Origin of the sequence: Acidovorax sp. 69 (assembly GCF_002797445.1) — a bacterium.
Lineage (GTDB): Bacteria > Pseudomonadota > Gammaproteobacteria > Burkholderiales > Burkholderiaceae_C > Acidovorax.
The window spans coordinates 1,172,049-1,194,419 of sequence record NZ_PGEP01000001.1; the positions used below are offsets into that span (position 1 = coordinate 1,172,049).

The window sequence follows — 22,371 nt, forward strand, 5'->3', positions numbered from 1 at the left end:
GGGGCTCCAGCAGGGGTTGTCACGCGTTGGTGTGGCTGGCACTGGGCGTTTTTTGCCCCCCTGCCAGACCGAGCAAGACCTCCCGCTGGATCTCGCAGTGCCAGCGGTCATGGCGGATGAGGCCTTGGCGGAGCGTCAGCTGCCGAAGGGCGCGCGCAATCGTCTCGCGCGTGGTCGACAGCAGATCGGCCAGTACCACATGGCTGGGCAGCCGTACCAGGGTGCTGCGCTGTATGCGGGCCAGTTGCAGCAAGGTGGCGGCCAATTGGCCTGCCACGCCCCGGATGCGGACAATGCGGGCCCATTCGGCGAGCCAGGCGTTGGTTTGTGCGTAGCTTTGCGCCAGGCTCCGCACGAAGGTCTCGTCCAGCAGGCCTTGTCGGCTGGCAGAGGCGATGGCCACCTCGCACACCCGCCCGGCCGTCAAGGCACGGCAGGACACCGCAGCAGGTTGCTCAAGCACCCCCGTGGTGCCCAGTGGCTGGCCGGAGCCAAACAGCCCGATGGGCCGTTCCACCCGGTCTTCGCCGCTGCACATCAGCATGACTGTGCCCGTTTTGACGATTCTGAAGGTGGGCTGCAATTCGCCTTGCCGCAAAAGCAGTTCGCCCTTGGACATGGGACGTTCAACCACCAGCGGGGCCCAATCGGCGCGGCGTTGGTCATTTTGACGCCCCAGCAGGCAGTGTTGCTGCCCCACACACAGTGCACACCCGCCACTGCGGGCGAGAGATTCAGATTTCATGGTGCGGTGGCAATGGGCATTCACCCCGAGGGCGGAGGACAAAAACAGGACGCCCAGAAAGGAAAACCCGGGCAAGAAGGTGAACCTTACCCGGGTTTATGTCGCATTGCAACAAAATGTATACCGCAGACGCCTGCGCTGGTTTACTCCGCTTTGATACCGCGCATGGCAATCACCCCGCCCAGCAGGTTGGTGTCGGCTTTGATGCGATTGGCCAATCCCTCTGGCGACGAGCCCACCGTCTGCCAGCCTTGCTGGAACAGCTTGCTGCGCACTTCTTCGCTGCGGGCAATCTCGCTGATCACGGCTGCCAGTTTGGCCTGAATGGGTTTGGGCATGGTCGATGGTGCCGCAAAAGCGTTCCAGATTTCCAGGCTGAAACCCTGGATGCCCGCTTCAGAGAGGCTGGGCACTTCTGGCGCCAGCGGGCTGCGCCCGGCAGATGTCACGCCAATCGCACGCAGCTTGCCCGCGCGCACCTGGGCCTGCGCCAGGGCTGGGGGCAGCAGCGCCATCTGCAGCTGCCCACCGAGCATGGCGTTGGCTACCTGGGGGTAGCCGGGGTAGGGCACATGCACCGGATTGATGTTGCTGCGCGACTTGAGCAATTCCGTGCCGATATGGCCTACGGTGCCCACGCCCGGTGTGCCGTAGCTCCACTTGTCGCCTCCATTGCGTGCCGCCACAAAGAAGTCGCGGGCACTGGCACCAGCGGGAACGCCGGCCTGACTGACGGGGGCGGTCAGGATCAGCGGCGAGGTGCCGATAAGGCTGAGCGGGGCCAGGTCCTTGAGGGGGTCATACGGAACGGCAGGATTCAGCAGCCTGGCGATGGTCATGTTGCCGTTGATCATCAGCCCGATGGTGTGGTCATCGCGTGACTTGGCCACTGCATCGGCGCCGATGTTGCCGCCTGCACCCACCTTGTTGTCCACGATCACGGGCTGGCCGAGGGCTTTGGACAGGGGCTCCGAAAACGTGCGGGCCGTGAGGTCGGGCGATGAACCCGCTGGAAAACCCACGATGATTTTCAAAGGCTTGGTGGGCCATGCCAAGGGGGCTGCCGCCGCGACCGCCTTGGCGGTGTTCTGGGCCACGGCCCAGGGAGATGCGGCTGCCAGGGCAATCAGCAGCGAGGCTCGGCGAGAAACGACAGGGCGTGACAACAACATGGGGCGGGGTCTCCTCAAGAATATTCAGGGGCCAAAACGACACGGGGCCCCAGAATTGGGGCCCCGCGAGGCAATTTCTGCAGGAGGGCATATTAACGCCCCCCATTGCAGGCTCAGGCGTATTCGGCCAGAGCTTTCTTCATCTTCTTCATGGCGGCGACCTCGATCTGGCGGATGCGCTCGGCGCTCACGCCGTAGACCGCTGCCAGCTCGTGCAGCGTCATGCCGCCGGAGCCATCGTCATTCACCTTGAGCCAGCGTTCCTCCACGATGCGGCGGCTACGATCGTCCAGACTGGCCAGGGCGGTGGCAATGCCATCGGTGGCCAGGGCATCACGCTGGCGCGACTCAATCATCGCGGTGGGCTCGTGCGAGGCATCGGCCAGGTACGCGATGGGGCCAAAAGCCTGCTCGCCATCGTCTGACGGAGCGGGGTCCAGCAGCACGTCGCCACCCGACATGCGGGTTTCCATCTCGATGACTTCTTCGCGCTTGACGTTCAGCTGAGCGGCCACGGAGTCGATTTCGTGGTCGGACAGGGTGTCGCGATGTGTGGCGGCGTCCGCAGCTGCGGCATCGGCCTTGAAGCCTTGCTTCATCGAGCGCAGGTTGAAAAACAGCTTGCGCTGGGCCTTGGTGGTAGCCACCTTGACCATGCGCCAATTTTTAAGGATGTATTCGTGTATCTCGGCCTTGATCCAGTGCATGGCATAGCTCACCAGGCGCACGCCCTGATCGGGGTCAAAGCGCTTGACGGCTTTCATCAGGCCCACGTTGCCTTCCTGGATCAGATCGCCGTGCGGCAGACCGTAGCCCAAATATTGGCGCGCGATCGAAACCACGAGGCGCAGGTGCGACATCACCAGCCGGCCTGCGGCATCCACATCGTTGTGGTCCCTGAGCTGGCGTGCATAGGTCTGCTCTTCGTCGTGCGTGAGCAGGGGCAGGCGGTTGACGGCCGAAATATAGGCGTCCAGGTTGCCAAGGGCAGGCACCAGCGCCCAGGGGTTGGTGGGAGCCAGGGTCATCGTCGCGGTTCCAGATTGAATGTTCATTCCGGGAATCCTTTCCTCTAAGCCAAGATATTAGCACTCTCTCTGATTGAGTGCTAAGCCCGGAGTTCCCGCCGGGTTGCTCGGAATGGCCATTCCATGGATTCTTGGCGAAATGCCCATTCGCCGCATATTTGATAATGCGTTGAAGCTATAAAAATATGAGCAATATCTGGATCCCAGATGGCCTCACAAGGTTTTTCCCCAAAATCTGTGCCGCCCGAGTCCCCCCCTCCCTTCGTCCTAAACGCTCAGGTCGATTTGCTGCACCGTGCCCGCGCCGCCGTTCTCACGCAAGTAAGCGCTGGTGGACCGCACCACACCCAGGCTGCCGTTGTCTGCCGTGCGCAGCGCAAACGGGGTGGCCACTGACGTTGTGTGGATGGCGCCCACGCCGAGTTCCGCCAGGGTTTGCAGGCGGCCGGTGCCGTCGGCGCTGGGGGTCCACACGCGCAGTTGCTGGTAAACGGGGTCGGCTTCGTCGATCCAGCCGTTGTGGTCGCTGTCATGTTGGGCCAGTTCGGCAAAGCCGTTGCCGGTGCCAGGGCCAAACAGTTCCAGGCCGTTGTCGATGCGTGCGTTCTGGTTGGTGTCCAGTGCCAGGTAGCCCCGGTTGCCCGAAAGCAGGGGCACGTCTTCGGTCTGGCCATCGCCGTTCAGGTCAAAGGCAAAACGCTGGTTTTGTAGCTGGGCGGCAGTGCCGTCGAAGTTGATCACCAGCGGGTCCACCGCTACGGCGTCGCCCAGGCGCAGGCTGATGGATGACTCCTGGCGGTAGCTGCGCTGCATGTCGAGCTGCAGGGTGAAGCGGATCTCCTGCCCGTCGGCCGTGCGCACCAATCCCTCTACGGCAAACTGGGTGCGTTCGGTTTCTTCGATCACTTCGCGCTGTTCATAGACCAGGCCAAAACCGGCCCGCTGGCGCGCGGGCGCCGAGGATGGCGCCTGGGCTGGGCCTGGGGGTTGTGCAGAGGGCGTGGGTGCGGCAGAGGCCTCTGCCCCCGCATACACGCGCACCTGCACGCCCGTCATGAGCGCGATGAGGTCGCGGATCATGGCCCATTGAGGCGTCAGTCCTTCATCGGGGTCGCGCGGCTCGGAGGGCGCCTCGGCCGCTGCTGTAGCCAGCCGGGCAGCGCGGGATATCTGGACGGACGGGGCCGCTCGGCCCGCCGCACCATCTGGGCGGCGGTCTCCCACCCAGGCTTCGAGGCGGCTGCTTTGCGTGTGCATGCGCGTAGCGACATGCTGGGCCTGCATCTGCAGGGTGGACGATTCGATCTTCATGGGATACCTCCACGGCTTCCACAGGGAGATATCGGCGTGTGGGTGGCAGAACTTGAGCCCAGTGGGTGGGCGGGTGGGTGGCTCCGGGCACCGAACCCAGGTACTTGCTATGCGCCTTGCCGAACCTGGTGCTCAAAATCCTTCAGCGCCAGGGGGCGGCCAAACAGATAGCCTTGAAAGGCCTTGCAGCCATGCGCCAATAAAAACTGGTGGTGGGCGGCCGTCTCCACCCCTTCGGCGATCACATCCAGGCCGAGGCTCCCGGCCAAGGCAATGATCGAACGCGCAATGGCTGCGTCGCTCGGGTCCAGCAGCACGTCACGCACAAAACCCTGGTCGATCTTGATCTGGTCCAGCGGCAGGCGCTTGAGGTAGCTGAGCGACGAATAGCCGGTGCCGAAGTCGTCCAGCGAAAAACCCAGGCCGTGGGCCTTGAGGGCACGCATGGTGGCGATCACGTTGTCCACGTTGTCGAGCAGCAGGCTCTCGGTCAGCTCCAGCTTGATCTGTGCCGGTGCGGCCCCCGTGTTCTGCAGCAGCGCCAGCACCTGCGTCACAAAGTCCTCTTGCAGGAACTGGCGCGCACTCACGTTGATGGCCAGGCTGAGGTGGGCAAACTGCGGGTCTTGCCGCCATAGCGCTTGCTGGCGCAGCGCGGTTTCCATCACCCAGTGGCCCAGGGGCAGGATCAGGCCGGACTCTTCGGCCAGCGGGATGAACTCTGCGGGCGAAACCATGCCCTGCACGGGGTGTTGCCAGCGCACCAGTGCCTCGGCGCCGAGGATTCGGCCCAGGCTGTCCACCTGGGGCTGGTACAGCAGCAAAAATTGTGATTGCCGCAGGCCGTTGTGCAGTTCGGTCTCCAGCAGCGCGCGGCGGTTCACGGCCTGCTGCATGTCGGGGTCAAAAAAGCGCAGCGTGTTGCGACCCGCATCTTTGGCTCGGTACATGGCCATGTCGGCTTGTTTGAGCACCTCGTCCACCGAGTCACGGTGATGGCTCAGCAAGGTGGCGCCGATGCTGGCCGAGAAGTGATGCTCGTGCCCGGCCAGCTCGTAGGGCTGGCGGAGCTGGGTCAGGATCAATTCGCCCAGGGTGCGGGTCTGCGCGGCGGCCTCGGGTGCGTCGCTGCTCAGGTTCTGCAACACCACGACGAACTCGTCGCCGCCCAGGCGGGCCACGGTGTCCTGCTCGCGCACACAGCCGCGCAGGCGCTGGGCCACGTCCTTGAGCAGCAGATCGCCCACCTCGTGGCCTCGGGTGTCGTTCAGGGTCTTGAAGTTGTCCAGGTCCACAAACAGCACGGCCGTGGTCAGGCCAGATCGCGCACCGTTGACCAGCACCTGCTGTAGCCGGTCTACCAGCAGACGGCGGTTGGGCAGTTGTGTGAGCGCGTCGTAGAACGCCAGGTAGCGCGCTTCGTCTTCGGCGGCCTTGCGGCCCGAGATGTCAATGTCGATACAGAACATCTCCGGCGGGTGACCTGGCACCTGGATGTAGGCGTGGCTTGAGAACACATCCACTGGTGATCCGTCCTTGCGCCGCAGCTGCAGCTCGCCGGCAGGAATGACATCGCCCGTGTCGAACATGTGCTGCACATGGGTGCGCACGGCGTCGCGCATGGGGGGCGGGATGATCAGGTCGAGCAGGTTGGCGCCCAGCGCTTCTTCGGCGGTGTAGCCATAAAGGTGCTCGGAGGCCTTGTTCCAGTAGCTCGTGGTGCCGTCTTCGAGATAGCCTTGGACCGAGATGGACGGAATGTTGCGCAGCAAAGACCGAAACCGCAGCTCCGATTCGCGCAGTGCGCTTTCGGCCTGTTTGCGTTTGGTGATGTCCCGTGCCAGGAACACGACGGCCGCGTGGCCACCCGCCTTGACGCCCAGGGGTTGGGTGCGCCCCTCGAATTCGCGCTGCCCTGACAGCGTCTGCATTTCATATTCCAGCGTGTGGGTCTCGCCAGAACGCAGGGTATCCTGGATCAACGCCATGAAGCGGTCGGCCTGCTCTTGGGGGAGCACCTCATGCAGTGTTTTGCCGATCAGTTGGGGGGCGCTGGCGGCCAATGCCGCGTCGTCGGGTGACAGCACTTCGACATAACGTCCCTGCGCGTCCAGCACCAGCAGCACATCGGGGATGGCCTGTGCAATGGCATGCAACCGTGCCGCAATGCCGGTGAGCGCATGCTCGGTGGTCATGCGTTCTTCCACATCGCGCAGCAACAGGCCCAGCACCACGGTGGCGGGGGTGAAGGTCAGCAGATAGGGCAGGGCCAGCGTCTGGTTGATGCGCTGAACGGCTTCGGCAGGCAACAGCTGAAACAGCGCGATCACCGCCGTGTGCAGCAGCAGACCGAACAGCGCGAGGGTGACAGGCTCCACCCCCAGCCGCCCCCGGGCGCGGCCTTCGCGGTACACCAGTCCGAGAGCGGTGCACAGCCCAATCACCATCAGGCCCACCTCCGCGCCCGCGCCGCCCAGCCACAGGCGGCCCGTGGCGGCCATCAGCGCTGCAATGCACGCCACCAGCGGGCCGCCAAACAGGCCCGCCATGCTCAGCACCACCGAGCGTGCATCAAAGATCACGCCGGGCATCAGCACCACAGGGGTGAGCATGCCCACTACGCAAATACCGCCAAAGATCAGCCCCGAAAAGGCCTGGCCGACCAAAGGGCGCTGTCGCCAAAGGCGGATGTTGAACCCGTGCAGAAAGCACAGCGCCAACAGAAGGGCCACGCCTTTAACCAGCTCAATGAACATGGGCCTCCGTGCTTTTCGAGGGGAAGGCCCATCATGGGGGAATTGTTGCGATTCGTAAACGTGAAAATGGCCCCGGATGGAGCCATTTCAGAAAGGCGGGTGCCGTCCCGTGTTGCGGGGTCGGGTGCTTTCAGGTCAGCAAAGCCTGGGCAAACTCGCGGGCGTTGAAGGTTTCCAGGTCTTCGAGCTTTTCGCCCACGCCGATGAAATACACGGGAATCGGGCGTTCCTGCGCAATGGCGGCCAGCACGCCCCCCTTGGCCGTGCCGTCGAGCTTGGTGACGATGAGCCCCGTGAGTTGCAGTGCATCGTCGAAGGAGCGCACCTGGGACAGGGCATTCTGGCCGGTGTTGCCATCGATCACCAGAAGCACTTCATGGGGGGCCGTGGCATCGGCCTTGGTCACTACGCGGCGTATCTTTTTCAATTCTTCCATCAGGTGTAGCTGGGTGGGCAGACGCCCGGCGGTATCCACCAGCACCACATCCTTGCCACGCGCCTTGCCGGCCGTGACGGCGTCAAAGCTCACGGCGGCGGGGTCGCCGCCTTCCTGGCTCACGATCTCGACGGTGTTGCGATCAGCCCACACGCCCAACTGCTCGCGGGCGGCAGCGCGGAAAGTGTCGGCTGCCGCCAGCAGCACGGCCGCGCCCTCGTCCGCCAGGTGTTTGGTGAGCTTGCCAATGGAGGTGGTCTTGCCCGCACCATTGACGCCCGCCACCATGATCACGGTGGGCGTGTGCTGGCCAATGACCAGCGCTTTTTCGAGCGGGCGCAGCAGGTCTGCCAGTGCATCGGCCAGCAGGCCCTTGACGGCGGCAGGGTCGGTGGTCTTGCTTTCTTTCACGCGGCGCTTGAGGTCAGTCAGCAGGTGCGTGGTGGCCTTGACACCGGTGTCGGCCATCAGCAGGGCCTCCTCCAGCTCTTCATACAGCGCGTCATCAATCTGTGTACCGGTGAAAACCGTGGCAATGCTGCTGCCGGTTTTGCGCAGGCCGGCCTTGAGGCGGTCCAGCCAACCCTTGCGCTCCGCCGTGGTGGCGGCAGGGGCCGTGGCTGTCACAGGCGAGGAGGGCGCCGGTGCGGGCCAGGTCACAGGCGCAGCCACAGGGCCTGCTGGTGGTGCAGCGGCCGGGGGCGGCACGGGCGGCAATGCGGGGGCAGCTGGCTCGGCCACCAGGCCTGTCACGGTAGCCGCAGCGGTGGGGGCTGTAGGCGGTGGGACTGCGGCCTCGGGCGTCTTGGTCGCAAAGGGATTGCGCAGCCAGCCAAAGCTGGAGGCGGCTGGGTCAGGCGCGGTGGAGGGCGCCGGGAGGGCGGTCGCAGGCGGAGCGACGGATGCAGCGGTCGGTGGAGGGGCCGCAGGATCTGGAGGCTCGGGACGGGCCAGGGGCGCGGGCAATGGGGCGGGGGCGACGGGCGTCGGCGCGCCCACCGGCTGGGCCGGGGTGGGTGCATCGGTGGGAGCGGGCGCAGGAGCGGGTTTTTTCTTGAAAAAACTGAACATTGGAGGGTTCGTAGAATCACTCCATTCTATGAAACGCGCTTCCACCCTACTGGGCCTCATGGCCTGCCTCTCGTTCGGGGCTGCCTTTGCGGCAACGCCACCGGTGTCTCAACCCAGTGCCACAGCGCCCGCCACACCGTCGACCACGGCCTCTGGCGCACAGGAGTTCATGCTCAAAAACGGCATGCGGCTCATCGTGCAACCCGACCGCCGTGCCCCGACGGCGGTGCACATGGTCTGGGTGCGTGTGGGCTCCATGGATGAGGTCGATGGCACCTCGGGCGTGGCCCACGCGCTGGAGCACATGATGTTCAAGGGCACGAAGACGCTGCCACCGGGCGAGTTCTCGCGCCGCGTGGCGGCTCTGGGTGGCCGCGAAAACGCCTTTACCAGCCGCGACTACACCGGCTACTACCAGCAGATCCCGTCCAACCGGCTGGAGGACGTGATGAAGCTCGAATCGGACCGTTTTGCTAACAACCACTGGCCCGACGAAGAGTTCAAGAAAGAGATCGAGGTCGTCAAGGAAGAGCGCCGGCTGCGCACCGAAGATCAGCCCCGCGCCATGCTGGCCGAGCAGCTTTTTGCGGCCACCTTCAACGCCTCGCCCTACCGCCGCCCCATCGTGGGCTGGATGAGCGATCTGGACGCGATGACACCCGACGACGTGCGCGCCTTCCACCGCCAGTGGTACACGCCCACCAACGCCGCCGTGGTGGTGGCCGGTGACGTGGATGTGGCCCAGGTGCGAACGCTGGCAGAAAAATATTACGGCAGCCTGCCCGTGCATGCCCTGCCCGCGCGCAAGCCGCGCACCGAGCCCGTGCAGCAGGGCCTGCGCCGCCTCGCCGTCAAGGCCCCGGCCGAGCAGGCCTATGTGGCGCTGGCCTTCCGCGCGCCCAGCCTGGACCGCGTGGATCAGCTCACCGACCAGGACCGCGACGCGCTGGCGCTGATGGTGCTCTCGGCAGTGTTCAACGGCTATGACGGTGCCCGACTGGACCGTGCGCTGACCCAGGGTGAGAACCGCGTGGCCGACAGCGCCAGCAGCAGCGCCATGGTCACCGGGCGCGGCCCCAGCCTGTTCATGCTCAGCGGCGTGCCCGCAGCGGGCAAAACAGCCCAGCAGGTGGAAGATGCGCTGCGTGCCGAAGTGGCCCGCGTGGCGCGCGATGGCGTGAGCGAGGAAGAGCTGGCCCGCGTCAAGACGCAATGGATCGCCTCGACCGTGTACGAGCGCGATTCGGTGATGAGCCAGGCGCAGGAGCTGGGCGGCAACTGGGTGCAGGGCTTTCCACTCGACGCACAGGAGCGCCTGCTGGCCCTGCTGCGCACCGTGACCCCTGCCCAGGTACAGGCCGCAGCCGCCAAATACTTCGGTGACGACCAACTGACCGTGGCCACCTTGCTGCCCCAGCCCCTGGATGCTCCCCGCGCACGCGCCACGCTGCCGCCGGGCGCTGTCATCCGTTGAACCCGCACTGGGCCATTGCACATGAATACTATTAAAAATATAGCTGCTCGCGCTTTACTGATAGGCGCTGGGGCCGTTCTTTACTCAAACCCCTCCTGGGCGCTGCTGCCCATCCAGCACTGGACCGAGGCCAGTGGCGCCAAGGTCTATCTGGTTGAAAGCCCGGTCATCCCCATGGTGGATGTTCAGATTGACTTTGATGCTGGCAGCCGCCGCGACCCTGTGGCGCAGTCGGGCCTGGCCAGCGCGGTGGCCGCCATGGCCAGCAAAGGTGTGAAGGCCGTAGGCGCCGAGCCCGCGCTCGACGAAAACGCCCTGGGCGAAGCCTGGGCCGACCTGGGCGCCAGCTTTGAGGCTGCAGCCGACAACGATGCCCTGCACTATTCGTTGCGCTCGCTCACCGACGCGCCGCTGCTCGACCGCGCCGCCCGCCTGGCCGCCCGCCAGATCGCTGAACCCAGTGTGAACGATGAGGTCTGGCAGCGCGACCGCGCACGCTGGAGCGCCAGCATCAAGGAGTCCAACACCCGCCCCGCCACCGTGGCCAACCATGCGTTTGCGGCGGCCGTGTATGGCAGCCATCCCTATGGTGTGCGCACCACCGAAGCCACGCTGGCGCGCATCGGCGTGGCCGACATGCAGGCCTTCCATGCCCAGACCATTGCGGCCTGTCGCGCCAAGGTCAGCATCGTGGGGGCCGTCACCCGTGCCCAAGCGCAGACCCTGGTGGCCACACTGCTGTCGCGCCTGCCCGCCACATCGGGCTGCGCGCCGCTGCCGCCCGTGGGCGAGATTGCCGCCCTGACCGCGCCGGCAGAGCAGAACATCCCCTTTGCCTCGGCACAGGCCCATGTGCTCATTGGCCAGCCGGGTTTTCAGCGCCGAGACCCGGATTTTGTTGCGCTGCTGGTGGGTAACCACATCCTGGGCGGCGGCGGTTTTGTATCGCGCCTGACCAACGAGGTGCGCGAAAAGCGCGGCCTGAGCTACAGCGTCTACAGCTATTTCGCATCCGGCTTGCACGCCGGTGCCTTTACCGTGGGCCTGCAGACCCGGCCCGACCAGGCGGCCCAGGCCGTGACGGTGTCACGCGACGTGATCGCCCGTTTTGTGGCCGACGGCCCCACCGAGGCCGAGTTGCGTGCCGCCAAGGACAACCTGATCGGCGGTTTTGCGCTGCGCATCGACAGCAACAAGAAGCTGCTGGGTAACGTGGCCAACATTGCCTGGAACGAATTGCCGCTGGACTACCTGGACCAGTGGACGAAAAAGGTGGAATCCCTCACCGTGGCCGAGGTGCGTGCCGCCATGGCGCGCAAGCTGCAGCCCGAACGCATGGTGACGGTGGTCGTGGGAGGCAAGCCATGAGCCGCTCGACCCTGAAAACAACTGCCATCAACGCCGAGATCCGCAAGGCCCAGGCTGCTGCAGCCGCTCCCCCGGTTGCCGCCACCGGCAAGAAGGGCGCGCCCAAAAACAAGGATAGGGCGGCCGCAGCCGCTGCGCCCAAGGGCGCGGGCGAAATCCGCATCATCGGCGGGCTGTGGAAGCGCACCCGCCTGCCCGTGGCGCAGCGACCCGGCCTGCGCCCCACGCCCGACCGCGTGCGCGAAACCCTGTTCAACTGGCTGGGGCAGGACCTGGCGGGCTGGCGCTGCCTGGACGCTTTCGCGGGCACCGGCGCCCTGGGGCTGGAGGCTGCCTCACGCGGTGCCAGCGCCGTGCAGCTAGTGGAAAGCGATGCCGTCCTGGTGGCCCAGCTGCACACCCTGCAGCAGCGCCTGCAGGCCACCGCCGTGCGCGTGCAGCGTGGCGACGGGATTGCCGCCCTCAAACAGGCGGCGCCCGCCAGCATCGACCTCGTGCTGCTGGACCCGCCGTTTGACAGCGACCTTTTCGGCGCGGCCCTCCAGGCGGCAGCCAAAGCGGTCGCCGCCGAGGGGTTTGTGTACCTGGAGGCGCCCCGCGTCTGGACGGACGAGGAACTGGCGCCCTGGGGGCTGGCTGTGCACCGTCACCTCAAGGCGGGCGCCGTGCATGCGCATCTGCTGCGCCCCGCAGCCGCCATCACAGCGGTTTGACCGCGCCAGGCCGTGTTGCAGTGCACTGCATAATGCGCGCACGCGGCCCGGCGGTCCTGGGGACGGTGCCATCACCTGTCCTCCGGACCCCGGCCAACGACCCTTCCGCCAGACAGGAGACAACCAGCCATGGCCCAGAACGTGCTCGCCGTTTACCCCGGAACCTTTGACCCCATCACACTAGGCCACGAAGACGTGGTGCGCAGGGCCACCCAGTTGTTCGAACGCGTGATCGTGGCCGTGGCAGCGGGGCATCACAAGAAAACCCTGTTCAGTCTGGAAGAGCGCATCGACATGTGCCGCGAGGCCGTCAAGAGTTACCCGCAGGTGCAGGTGGAAAGCTTCTCGGGCCTGTTGCGCGACTTTGTGGTGTCGCGTGGCGGCAAGGCCATGGTGCGGGGCTTGCGCGCCGTGACCGACTTTGACTACGAGTTTCAGCTGGCGGGGATGAACCGCAGCCTGATGCCGCAGGTCGAGACCGTGTTTTTGACCCCCAGCGACAAATACCAGTTCATCAGCAGCACCTTTGTGCGCGAGATCGCGGTGCTGGGCGGGGAGGTGACTAAGTTTGTGTCGCCGTCCGTGGAAGAGCGGCTGGCCGTCAAGGTGCGTGGCCTGTCGGTACCGGGCTGAGTGAGCGGGTTGTCCGCTGTTTTGCTCCTGCAGGCCTGTGGCGCTTGTAAATTAAGCACGTGTTGCTATATAAATGATAGTAATTGGCTCTGGTGCTGGGCCATTCCGTCAGTCCAGGCCTGGCGGTAGCCGCTGGGCGATGGCATCGGCCTGCATGCGCAAGGCCTCCAGCATGGGCACTACCTCGGGCAGGGGCGGGCGATAAAGTGGCAGCAGCGCCGTCACGCTGAACGGGATGGAAAATGCCAGGCGCCGCAGCACCAGCCGCTCACTGGCGGCGGCCAGGGCTGTGACCGGGTTGACGATCGCAATGCCCAGGCCCTGCTCGACCATGGCGCACACGGCGGCGGCGCTGTGGGTTTCTACCCGCAGCGTGCGGGCCACGCCCGCCTCGGCAAAGCGGGCGTCGATCAGGCGGCGGTAGGGGTCATCGGCCGAGAGGCTCACAAAAAACGCCTCCGCAAAATCGGCCAGTTGCAGTGTGGGTTTCTGAGCCAGCGCATGGCCCGCAGGCAGCACCGCCACTTCGTCGAGCGTGAGCAGTACCTCGGCGCGCGTGCCAGGGGGCGCGCTGGTTTGCTCACACAGACCCAGATCAAAGCGCTGGGCACTCATCCATTCTTCAAGCAAGGGCGATTCTTGCGGCGTGACCGACAGGCGTGCCTGGGGGCTGCCTTGCATCAGATGGGCCGCAGCGCCCGGCAAAAGCGCGTGTGCCAGCGCGGGTAGGCACAGCACCGACAACTGCACGGCGTCCGGGCGGCCCAGCGCCACAGCACGGTCCACCACCCGCTCCAGGCCCTGCCACGAACGCTGTACCTCGTCCCACAGCGCCAGCGCACGGGCATTGGGGCGCAGGCGGCCTTGTACGCGCTCGAACAGTGCATAACCGAGCAGTGACTCCAGCCGGGCCAGCTCGCGGCTCACGGTGGGTTGTGAGCTGTGCAGCAGGCTGGCAGCGCCCGTGGCACTGCCAGCGCTCATCACCGCCCGGAACACCTCGATATGCCGGTGCGTGATGCGGTGAACCGGTGATTCAGCGGTGTCTTTCATGTGGTAAAGCATATCCATAATGAATGGATGTTGGAAAAACAAGCATTCGACTAGATGCTGTGCCGTGGGCATGATCCCGGCATGGGTGGCGTGTTGCGCCCAGTACCTTCGGAGCTTTTTGTATGTCCAATCCTTTTTCGCCGGCCCAGTTGTGGTCCCTGGCTGACCAGTTTGGCACCCCGCTGTGGGTGTACGACGCCGCGACCATCCGCGAGCGCATTGCGCAGGTGTCCAACTTTGACACCGTCCGTTTTGCACAAAAAGCCTGTTCCAACATCCATATCCTCAGGCTCATGCGCGAGCAGGGCGTGAAGGTGGATGCGGTCTCGCGTGGCGAAATCCTGCGCGCGCTGGCTGCGGGCTACGTGGCGGGTGGCGAGCCGTCCGAGATCGTTTTTACTGCCGATCTGTTCGATGCCACCACGCTCGACTGCGTGGTGGAGCACGGCGTGCCGGTCAACGCGGGCTCGATCGACATGCTGCACCAGCTGGGCGCGCGCTCGCCCGGCCACAGCGTGTGGTTGCGCATCAACCCCGGATTTGGCCACGGCCACAGCAACAAAACGAACACGGGTGGCGAGCACAGCAAACACGGCATCTGGCACACCGACCTGCCTGCGGCGCTGGCCGCCATCGCGCAACACGGCTTGAAGCTGGTGGGCCTGCACATGCACATTGGCTCGGGTGTGGACTACAGCCACCTGGCCGAGGTCTGCGGTGCCATGGTGGGCCTGGTCCGCACGGCCCATGCGGCAGGGCATGATTTGCACGCCATCTCGGCCGGTGGTGGCTTGTCCATCCCCTACCGCAGTGGCGATCCCGTCATTGACACCCAGCATTACCACGGCCTGTGGGACGCAGCGCGGCAGCAGGCCGAGGCGGTGGTGGGGCACCAACTGGGTCTGGAGATCGAGCCCGGTCGTTTTCTGGTGGCCGAGTCAGGCGTGTTGCTGGGCGAAGTGCGTGCCACCAAAAATGCGGGCAACAACCACTTTGTGCTGGTGGACACTGGGTTCAACGAACTCATGCGCCCGTCGATGTACGGCAGCTACCACGCCATGAGCGTGCTGCGCCGTGACGGCTCCACAGCGGCAGAGCAACCCACGGTGGTGGCGGGCCCGCTGTGTGAGTCGGGCGACGTGTTCACGCAGGGCGACGGCGGCGTGGTGCTGCCACGCGATCTGCCGGCCGCGCAGGTGGGCGACCTGCTGGTGATCCACGACACGGGGGCGTATGGTGCCAGCATGTCCTCCAACTACAACACGCGCCCGCTGATTGCCGAGGTGCTCGTGGATGGCGGCCAGGCCCGCCTGATCCGCCGCCGCCAGACGGTGGACGAGCTGCTGGCGCTGGAACTGGGCCTGTAAGCCCAGTTGGTAGCTGCGCGCGTGGTGGCTGCCAGCCAGCCAGGGTCGGTGGGGTAGGTGGGAGCCTACGGGCAGGCGCTGCAAAGCCGGACAACGGCGCTGCGGGGTGAGAAATACAGTGAAAGCACCTGACCTTCTCACCTTTTCAAGGAGATTCCCATGCCTCTCATTGCCTGGCTACTTGGTGTTCCGCTGTCGGTTGTGCTTCTGTTGATGTTGTTTGGGGTGTTTTGAACATTCCCCTGTCAGCGACCCCACTGGCGTCCAGAAAAAAAGGCCCCTGCAGCATGCCGCAGGGGCCTTTTTTCTGGTTGGCACCATCGGTTCACATCAGCTCGGACGCTGGCCCGCGCCCCATAAGGGTGACCACCGCATCGGCAGGTGTGAGCTGGCCATCGAGCAGCGCCACCACCGCACGGGTGATGGGCATGTCCACGCCCAATGCTGCTGCCCGTTGTGCCACGGTGCGGGCGCTGTAGACGCCCTCTGCCACATGGCCCAGCGATTCGACGGCTTGTGGCAGGGTTTTGCCCTCCGCCAGCAACATACCCACGCGCCGGTTGCGCGACAGGTCTCCCGTCGCGGTCAGTACCAGGTCGCCCAGGCCCGACAGCCCCATGAAGGTGTCGGGCCGAGCGCCCAGCGCCAGGCCCAGACGGGTCATCTCGGCCAAGCCCCGTGTGATGAGTGCTGCACGGGCGTTGAGGCCCAGCGCCAGTCCGTCACACAGGCCGGTGGCAATGGCCAGCACGTTTTTCACCGCACCACCCACTTCGACACCCACGATGTCTTCGTTGGCATACACCCGCACGCTCGGGCTGTGAAAAGCGCTGACCAGCGCATCACGCACGCGGGCATGGCTGCTGGCCGCGACCAGCGCCGTGGGCTGGCCCAGCGCCACCTCCTGCGCGAAGCTCGGGCCGCTGAATACACCTGCTACCAAATCAGGAGCTACCTGCGCTTGCACCTCGTGCGCCAGCAGGCCAAAAGAGTCTGGTGCCTGCGCAGAGGCCGCCTCAAACCCCTTGCACAGCCAGGCCACTGGCACCGTGCAACCGTGCAGGGCCCGCAACATGCCACGCAGCGCGGCCATGGGCGTGGCCACGATGACGAGGTCGGCATCAGGCAGCAGCGAACGGAAGTCGCCATGGGCCACGGAGAGGGAAGCAGGGAGGGCGATGCCGGGCAGGTAGCGTGCGTTTTGCCGCTGCGTACCCATCTGGCCCGCCTGGGCGGCATCGCGCGCCCACAAGGTGACTGCATGGCTGGTGGGGTGCAAGGCGGCGCTCATGGCCACCGCCGTCCCCCAGGCACCCGCACCCAGAACTATGATTTTCATAGCTATATGCGCTTATGAATCAAGCGCTACAGGCCAAAAGACCTGCAAGCATTTACTGGGTGATGATGGGCGAAGCCTGGCCTGCTGCCTGGGCTTGCTGCTGTTCGTACATGCCCTGGAAGTTGATCTCTGCCAGGTGCACGGGCGGAAAGCCTGCGCGGTTGATCAGGTCGGCCACGTTGCCACGCAGGTAGGGGTACACAATCTGCGGGCAGGCGATGCCCATGATCGGACCCATCTGGTCTTCAGGCACGTTGCGGATTTCGAAGATGCCGGCCTGCTTGGCTTCGACCAGGAACACGGTCTTGTCCTTGATCTTGGTCTGCACCGTGGCGGTCACGGCCACTTCAAAGATGCCTTCGGCCACAGGGGTGGCTTCCACACCGAGCTGGATGTCCACGCTGGGCTGCTCTTGTTCGAGCAGGATGGCGGGCGAATTGGGCTGTTCCAGCGACAGGTCCTTGAGGTAGACGCGCTGGATCTGGAACACGGGGTTTTCTTGGTCGGCCATGGTTGACAAGTCTCTTTGCGAAGGGGTTTCGGCAAAACAAAACCCGCCGGGGAGCAGCTCCCGCAGCGGGCACATGGGGCTGCATTATGCAGCGCCCAAGGGTGGGGTCAGGAGGCGCCCAGCAGGGGCATCAGCTCGCCACGGCTGTCCAATGCCACCAGATCATCGTGGCCGCCCACGTGGGTGTCGCCGATGTAGATCTGGGGCACCGTGCGGCGCCCGGTGATCTCCATCATGTGGCTGCGCGCGGCGGGATCGGTGTCGATACGGATCTCCTCGATCTGTTCCACGCCCTTGGACTTGAGGATCTGCTTGGCCCGGATGCAGTAGGGGCAGACGGCGGTGGTGTACATCTTCACGGGTTGCATGGCGATCCTTCCTCTTTCTTCTTCCAGTGGGGCAACAAAGGTTGCAAGCCTATCGCTGATGGAATAACTGGGGGTGGGTCAGGCTTTTTCCACGGGCAGGCTGGCTTCGCGCCAGGCCTTGAGGCCGCCGGCCATGGCCTGGGCGTTGTCGTAGCCCAGCTTTTTGGCAATGGCGACAGCGCGGTTCGCCCGTGCGCCACTGGCGCATACCAGGACCAGCGGCAGTGCCTTGTTCTTGACCACGGAGGGCAAGCGCTCTTCGAGCTGGCCCAGGGGCACGTTTTTGGCGCCGTTGACGTGGCCTGCGGCGAATTCCTCGGTCTCACACACGTCGATGACCACTGCTTTTTCGCGGTTGATAAGCTGTACGGCACGCGCGGGTGTCAGCGAACCGCCACTGGCGTTCTTGAGGACCGGCCACAGCAACATGCTGCCCGAAGCCAGTGCAACGATGAACAGATACCAGTTATCAATAATGAATTTCACGGAGATTCCTTGGGTTGGCGAACAGCGTAATTCTAGAATGCTGGGTTTTGGTCTGCATTTCTTTGACCCGCCTTTCCTGGGGAAACCATGTACAAGCTCGTTTTGATTCGCCATGGCGAATCCACCTGGAACCTTGAAAACCGCTTCACCGGCTGGACCGATGTCGATCTCACGCCCACCGGCGTCTCCCAGGCCATGTCGGCGGGCAAGCTGCTCAAGGCCGAAGGCTACGAGTTCGATCTGGCGTTCACCAGTGTGCTAAAGCGCGCCATCCACACCCTGTGGTATGCCCTGGACGAAATGAACTGCACCTGGTTGCCTGTGGTGAAGGACTGGCGCCTGAACGAGCGCCACTACGGAGCGCTGCAGGGACTGAACAAGGCCGACATGGCCAAGCAGTACGGCGACGAGCAGGTGCTGGTATGGCGCCGCAGCTATGACACGCCACCGCCAGCCCTGGAAGCCACAGACCCCCGCAGCGAGCGCAGCGACCGCCGCTACGACGGTGTGGCGGCTGAAAATGTGCCCTTGACCGAGTGCCTGAAAGACACCGTGGCCCGGGTGTTGCCCTTTTGGAACGAAGCCATGGCGCCCGCCATCCTGTCGGGCAAGCGCGTGGTACTGGCCGCGCACGGCAACTCCATCCGCGCGCTGGTGAAGTACCTGGACAACATTTCGGAGACCGACATCGTGGGCCTGAACATTCCCAACGGAATCCCACTGGTATATGAGCTTGACGCCGACCTCAAGCCCATCCGTCACTACTATCTGGGTGATGCCGAGGCGGCTGCCAGGGCAGCAGCGGCGGTCGCATCGCAGGGCAAGGCGTAAATCGCAGGTAAAGACGGGTGAAAACCCCGTAGATTGCCGCCAAAGTTAGTGCCCACGCGGAACTGCGGCGGGTTTGGTCCTTCCAAGGTGTATATTGGTTTTGAAGCGGTAAAAGGTGTTGTATGGGCCACAAACTCAAGATTGCAGGATGGGTGTCGGTAGGCGTGGTGGCGGGTGCGCTCACCACGGTGTCACTGCAAACGGTGGCGCGCGGCGCCATGACGCCGTTGCCACTGGAGGAAATCCAGCAACTGTCGGCGGTGTTTGGCCTTGTGAAGACCGATTACGTCGAGCCGGTGGATGACAAAAAGCTCATCACCGACGCGATCTCGGGCATGGTCGCCAGCCTGGACCCCCATTCCCAGTATTTCGACAAGAAGTCCTTCAAGGAATTCCGCGAAGGCACTTCAGGCCGTTTTGTGGGGGTTGGCATCGAGATCACGCAGGAAGACGGCTTGATCAAGATCGTTTCTCCGATCGAAGGCTCGCCGGCCTTCCGTGCAGGCCTCAAGACCAACGACCTCATCACCAAGATCGACGAAACGGCCGTCAAGGGCCTGGCGCTCAACGATGCCGTCAAGCGCATGCGTGGTGAGCCCAATACCAAGGTCACGCTCACCATCTTCCGCAAGGACGAAAGCCGCACCTTCCCCGTCACCATCACGCGCGAAGAGATCAAGACCCAGTCCGTCAAGGGCAAGGTGGTAGAGCCCGGCTATGCCTGGATTCGACTGTCGCAGTTCCAGGAACGCACGGTGGATGACTTTGTGCGCAAGGTGGAAGAGGTTTACAAGCAGGAGCCCAACCTCAAGGGCATGGTGCTGGACCTTCGCAACGACCCGGGTGGCCTGCTCGATGCCGCCGTTGCGATTTCTGCAGCGTTTTTGCCCGAGAACGTCACGGTGGTTACGACCAACGGCCAGTTGGCCGACAGCAAGGCGACCTACAAGGCTGCACCCGACTATTACCAACGCCGTGGCGGTGGTGACCCGCTGCGCCGCCTGCCTGCGGCCCTGAAGTCCATCCCGCTGGTGGTGCTGGTCAATGAAGGTTCGGCCTCTGCCAGCGAGATCGTGGCGGGCGCGCTGCAAGACCACAAGCGCGCCACCATCATGGGCAGCCAGACCTTTGGCAAGGGCTCGGTGCAGACCGTGCGTCCTCTGGGCCCAGATACCGGCATCAAGCTGACCACGGCCCGTTACTACACGCCCAGCGGCAAGTCGATCCAGGCCAAGGGCATCGTGCCTGACGTGATGATCGACGAATCCGAAGAAGGCAACATCTTTGCCGCCCTGCGCATGCGCGAAGCCGATCTCGACAAACACCTGGGCAGTGGCCAGGGCGAAGAGAAGAAAGACGAAGCCCGTGAAAAGGCCCGCGAGGAAGCCCGCAAGCGCATGGAAGACGAAGCCAAAAAGCCCGCTGCGGAGCGCAAGATTCCAGAGTTTGGGTCTGACAAAGACTTCCAGCTCGTGCAAGCGCTCAATCAGCTCAAAGGCCGTGCGGTGCTGGTCAGCAAGACCCTGACCGAACGCAAGGAAGAAAAGAAAGAGAATTGAGCCTTCGCGCTCTGATCTCCAGGCTGGGTTTCGCGAGGAATCCAGCCTTTTTCACGCCCATTTCGCCGCCATTTCCCTGACCTCTCATGACCGACGACCAGCTTTTGCGCTACTCCCGCCACATCCTGCTTGATGAGATGGGCATCGAGGGGCAGGAGAGGGTGATGGCCGCCCATGCCCTCATCATCGGTGCGGGAGGCCTGGGATCCCCTGCGGCGCTTTACCTTGCCTCTGCGGGCGTGGGGCGCATCACGCTGGTCGATGACGATGTGGTGGACCTCACCAATCTGCAGCGCCAGATTGCGCACACCACGGCACGCGTGGGTATGCCCAAGGTGCAGTCTGCTGCCGAGGCCATGGCCGCCATCAACCCGGAAGTCCGGGTGACGGGGCTGCAAGCGCGGGTGGACGCAGCGGCCCTCGATGGTCTGGTACGGGACGCTACGGTGGTGCTCGATTGCAGTGACAACTACGCGACGCGCCATGCCGTCAACGCCGCCTGTGTTCGCCACGGCAAGCCCCTCGTGGCTGGCGCCGTGATTCAGTTTGATGGGCAGATCACGGTCGTTGATCCGCGCGATGCGCAGTCCCCGTGCTACGCCTGCATCTTCCCGCCAGATGCTGATTTCGAAGAGGCGCGATGCTCCACGATGGGCGTGTTCGCCCCGCTGGTCGGTGTGGTGGGGGCCATGCAGGCTGCCGAAGCGCTCAAGTTGCTGGCGGGTATCGGGCAATCTCTGTCTGGTCGGCTCCTGATGCTTGACGGCCGCTCCATGGAGTGGAACACCATGCGCGTGCAGCGCAATCTCCACTGCCCGGCGTGTGTGGCACGGTAGGATTTTTCCTACATTGCCAACCTCTTGCCGCTGGCAGAATTTGGTCTACCAAACGCCTAAATTCAAGGTTCGAACAGCGCGCCCCTGCGCTGATCGTCAAAATGGACCCGTCTGTGAAGCTGCGCACCTACATTGTTGAAGACAACGCGACCATCCGCGAGAACCTGATTGGGACTCTGGAAGAGTTGGCGTCGGTCGAGGCCGTAGGGGTGGCAGAAACCGAAGATGAGGGCAAGAACTGGCTGTCCACGCACAGCGAGCAATGGGATCTGGCCATCGTCGATCTTTTCTTGCGCCAGGGAAGCGGTTTGGGTGTGCTGGCGGCCTGCCGCACGCGCCGTCCCGGCCAGAAAATGGTGGTGCTGAGCAACTACGCAACGCCTGACGTGCGCATGCGCTGCGCTCAGTTGGGAGTGGATGCGGTTTTTGACAAATCCAACGAAATTGATGCGCTGGTGGACTACTGTGTGCTGCACAGCAGCCGCCCTGGGGCCTGGATTCCGGCAGTCCGCTGCTATCGTCCTCGGGCTCGCCATCGTGACACCAGCCACCGCCGTGTGTTTGTGCGGCGGGCTTTATCTTCCCACTCCCCACCCTGTTGAATGCGTTTGTCGGACTGGCCCCAGTCCGGTGGCGCCGGACTGAGGCCTGCCTTTCATGTGGTCAGTCAATCAGGCGGTTCTTGAGCGCGTAGTAGGTCAGGTCGCTGTTGGACGACAAGCTCATTTTTTCCATCAGTCGCGTGCGGTAAGTGCTCACGGTCTTGACACTCAACGACAGGGCTTTCGCAATGTCACCTGCGGTTTCGCCCTTGGCCAGTTTGAGGAACACCTGGAACTCGCGTTCCGACAGTTGCTCGTGGGGTGGTGCATCGTCCTTGCGGTTCAGCTGCTGCGCCAGCAATTCGGCCACGGCAGGGGTCAGGTAGCGGCGGCCCAGAGCAATGGTGCGAATCGCTTCCACGATTTCCGAAGGCTCGCACTCCTTGTTCAGGTAGCCGCTCGCACCTTGGCGAATCAGGTTGATCGCATAGTGCTCTTCGGGGTAGCCGCTCAGAATCAGGATGCCCATGTCGGGGGCCTTGGCGCGCAGCATGGCCAGCGCGTCGAGCCCGCTTTGACCGGGCATCGACAGGTCCATCAACAGTACGTCGATTTCCTTGTTGCGCACCAAGTCGATGGCTTCGCGGCCATTGGCCGCCTCACCCTCCACCCGCAGGTCTACATGTTCAGACAGGAACTGCCGCAGCCCGGAGCGAACAATCGCATGGTCATCCACAATGCCGATTTTGATCATTGGTGTTTCTTTCGAAGG

The 22,371-nt window shown here is 64.2% G+C and carries 21 protein-coding genes; 9 read left to right on the plus strand and 12 right to left on the minus strand.

The window, feature by feature from the left end:
- Positions 1-19: 19 nt before the first annotated feature.
- From CLU85_RS05430 to ftsY, 6 genes are all read right to left on the minus strand, one after another.
- Positions 20-745, minus strand: coding sequence for a Crp/Fnr family transcriptional regulator (locus CLU85_RS05430; RefSeq protein ID WP_232727737.1), 726 nt, complete (start codon positions 743-745; stop codon positions 20-22).
- 143 nt (positions 746-888) lie between these two features.
- Positions 889-1,917, minus strand: coding sequence for a tripartite tricarboxylate transporter substrate binding protein (locus CLU85_RS05435; RefSeq protein WP_198509139.1), 1,029 nt, complete (start codon positions 1,915-1,917; stop codon positions 889-891).
- A gap of 113 nt (positions 1,918-2,030) precedes the next feature.
- Positions 2,031-2,972, minus strand: coding sequence for an RNA polymerase sigma factor RpoH (gene rpoH / locus CLU85_RS05440; protein WP_100409399.1), 942 nt, complete (start codon positions 2,970-2,972; stop codon positions 2,031-2,033).
- A gap of 240 nt (positions 2,973-3,212) precedes the next feature.
- Positions 3,213-4,256 carry a hypothetical protein gene (locus tag CLU85_RS05445; RefSeq protein WP_100409400.1) on the minus strand — a complete coding sequence of 348 codons (1,044 nt, stop codon included), beginning with the start codon at positions 4,254-4,256 and terminating at the stop codon, positions 3,213-3,215.
- A 107-nt stretch (positions 4,257-4,363) separates the two neighbouring features.
- Positions 4,364-7,012: an EAL domain-containing protein gene (locus CLU85_RS05450; protein WP_100409401.1), complete on the minus strand. Its 2,649-nt coding sequence runs from the start codon at positions 7,010-7,012 to the stop codon at positions 4,364-4,366.
- Between the two features lie 130 nt (positions 7,013-7,142).
- Entirely contained in the window at positions 7,143-8,519 is a 1,377-nt protein-coding gene (gene ftsY / locus CLU85_RS05455; protein ID WP_100409402.1) for a signal recognition particle-docking protein FtsY, read from the minus strand.
- 28 nt (positions 8,520-8,547) lie between these two features.
- On the opposite strand from ftsY, the gene CLU85_RS05460 reads away from it, so the two are divergent.
- The 4 genes from CLU85_RS05460 (at position 8,548) to coaD (ending at position 12,707) form a co-directional block, all read left to right on the plus strand.
- On the plus strand, positions 8,548-9,993 hold the full coding sequence (locus CLU85_RS05460) for a pitrilysin family protein (protein WP_100409403.1): 1,446 nt from the start codon (positions 8,548-8,550) through the stop codon (positions 9,991-9,993).
- A gap of 21 nt (positions 9,994-10,014) precedes the next feature.
- A complete protein-coding gene (locus CLU85_RS05465) occupies positions 10,015-11,361 on the plus strand; it encodes a pitrilysin family protein (protein ID WP_100409404.1) in 1,347 nt (448 codons plus the stop codon).
- Entirely contained in the window at positions 11,358-12,074 is a 717-nt protein-coding gene (gene rsmD / locus CLU85_RS05470; RefSeq protein ID WP_100409405.1) for a 16S rRNA (guanine(966)-N(2))-methyltransferase RsmD, read from the plus strand. The genes CLU85_RS05465 and rsmD overlap by 4 nt, the downstream gene beginning before the upstream one ends.
- Before the next feature lie 129 nt (positions 12,075-12,203).
- Positions 12,204-12,707, plus strand: a complete 504-nt coding sequence (gene coaD / locus CLU85_RS05475) for a pantetheine-phosphate adenylyltransferase (protein WP_100409406.1) — start codon at positions 12,204-12,206, stop codon at positions 12,705-12,707.
- A gap of 108 nt (positions 12,708-12,815) precedes the next feature.
- On the opposite strand, the gene CLU85_RS05480 is transcribed toward coaD, so the two are convergent.
- Positions 12,816-13,760, minus strand: a complete 945-nt coding sequence (locus tag CLU85_RS05480; protein WP_100412385.1) for a LysR family transcriptional regulator — start codon at positions 13,758-13,760, stop codon at positions 12,816-12,818.
- Between the two features lie 122 nt (positions 13,761-13,882).
- Here CLU85_RS05480 and lysA point away from each other — a divergent pair, with 122 nt between their 5' ends.
- The gene (gene lysA / locus CLU85_RS05485; protein ID WP_100409407.1) at positions 13,883-15,127 is read left to right on the plus strand and encodes a diaminopimelate decarboxylase; all 1,245 of its coding nucleotides are present in this window, start codon (positions 13,883-13,885) and stop codon (positions 15,125-15,127) included.
- A 325-nt stretch (positions 15,128-15,452) separates the two neighbouring features.
- Here the strand turns inward: lysA and CLU85_RS05490 are convergent, their stop codons facing one another.
- From CLU85_RS05490 to CLU85_RS05505, 4 genes are all read right to left on the minus strand, one after another.
- Entirely contained in the window at positions 15,453-16,466 is a 1,014-nt protein-coding gene (locus CLU85_RS05490; protein WP_100409408.1) for an NAD(P)H-dependent glycerol-3-phosphate dehydrogenase, read from the minus strand.
- Between the two features lie 52 nt (positions 16,467-16,518).
- Positions 16,519-16,977, minus strand: a complete 459-nt coding sequence (secB, locus tag CLU85_RS05495; protein ID WP_100409409.1) for a protein-export chaperone SecB — start codon at positions 16,975-16,977, stop codon at positions 16,519-16,521.
- A 107-nt stretch (positions 16,978-17,084) separates the two neighbouring features.
- Positions 17,085-17,345, minus strand: coding sequence for a glutaredoxin 3 (grxC, locus tag CLU85_RS05500; RefSeq protein WP_100409410.1), 261 nt, complete (start codon positions 17,343-17,345; stop codon positions 17,085-17,087).
- 78 nt (positions 17,346-17,423) lie between these two features.
- Positions 17,424-17,831 (minus strand): rhodanese-like domain-containing protein, encoded by a 408-nt coding sequence (locus CLU85_RS05505; RefSeq protein ID WP_100409411.1) that lies wholly within the window; start codon positions 17,829-17,831, stop codon positions 17,424-17,426.
- A gap of 87 nt (positions 17,832-17,918) precedes the next feature.
- On the opposite strand from CLU85_RS05505, the gene gpmA reads away from it, so the two are divergent.
- The 4 genes from gpmA (at position 17,919) to CLU85_RS05525 (ending at position 21,659) form a co-directional block, all read left to right on the plus strand.
- Positions 17,919-18,662 carry a 2,3-diphosphoglycerate-dependent phosphoglycerate mutase gene (gene gpmA / locus CLU85_RS05510; RefSeq protein ID WP_100409412.1) on the plus strand — a complete coding sequence of 248 codons (744 nt, stop codon included), beginning with the start codon at positions 17,919-17,921 and terminating at the stop codon, positions 18,660-18,662.
- Positions 18,663-18,784: 122 nt separating this feature from the next.
- On the plus strand, positions 18,785-20,221 hold the full coding sequence (locus CLU85_RS05515; RefSeq protein WP_100409413.1) for a S41 family peptidase: 1,437 nt from the start codon (positions 18,785-18,787) through the stop codon (positions 20,219-20,221).
- A gap of 86 nt (positions 20,222-20,307) precedes the next feature.
- On the plus strand, positions 20,308-21,057 hold the full coding sequence (locus tag CLU85_RS05520) for a HesA/MoeB/ThiF family protein (RefSeq protein ID WP_100409414.1): 750 nt from the start codon (positions 20,308-20,310) through the stop codon (positions 21,055-21,057).
- A 113-nt stretch (positions 21,058-21,170) separates the two neighbouring features.
- On the plus strand, positions 21,171-21,659 hold the full coding sequence (locus tag CLU85_RS05525; RefSeq protein ID WP_232727917.1) for a response regulator: 489 nt from the start codon (positions 21,171-21,173) through the stop codon (positions 21,657-21,659).
- Between the two features lie 61 nt (positions 21,660-21,720).
- On the opposite strand, the gene CLU85_RS05530 is transcribed toward CLU85_RS05525, so the two are convergent.
- Entirely contained in the window at positions 21,721-22,353 is a 633-nt protein-coding gene (locus CLU85_RS05530) for a response regulator transcription factor (protein WP_100409415.1), read from the minus strand.
- Positions 22,354-22,371: the final 18 nt, after the last annotated feature.